This is a genomic window from Alcanivorax sp. HI0007, assembly GCF_001635525.1.
GTDB lineage: Bacteria > Pseudomonadota > Gammaproteobacteria > Pseudomonadales > Alcanivoracaceae > Alcanivorax.
Map to the genome: position 1 here is coordinate 1 of NZ_LWEJ01000108.1, position 225 is coordinate 225.

Consider the following 225-nt stretch of genomic DNA (forward strand, 5'->3'; position numbering starts at 1 on the left):
ATCCGGCAGCAACGATGGCGCCACCACCAAGGCGGGTGTGGTGGCGCCATCGTTGCTGCCGGATCTGGCGGTGCTTGATGCAACGCTGACCCTTGGCTTGCCGGCCCATGTAACGGCGGCCACCGGTGTGGATGCCATGGTTCATGCCATTGAGGCCTACACCAGTGCCCACAAGAAAAACCCCTATTCGGATATGCTGGCCCGTGAAGCACTACGCCTGCTGGG

At 62.2% G+C, this 225-nt stretch carries 1 protein-coding gene; it reads left to right on the forward strand.

Annotation, left to right across the window (positions count from 1 at the left end; genetic code table 11):
* On the forward strand, window positions 1–225 hold a 225-nt coding region (locus tag A3714_RS06395), incomplete at both ends, for an iron-containing alcohol dehydrogenase (RefSeq protein WP_156493835.1).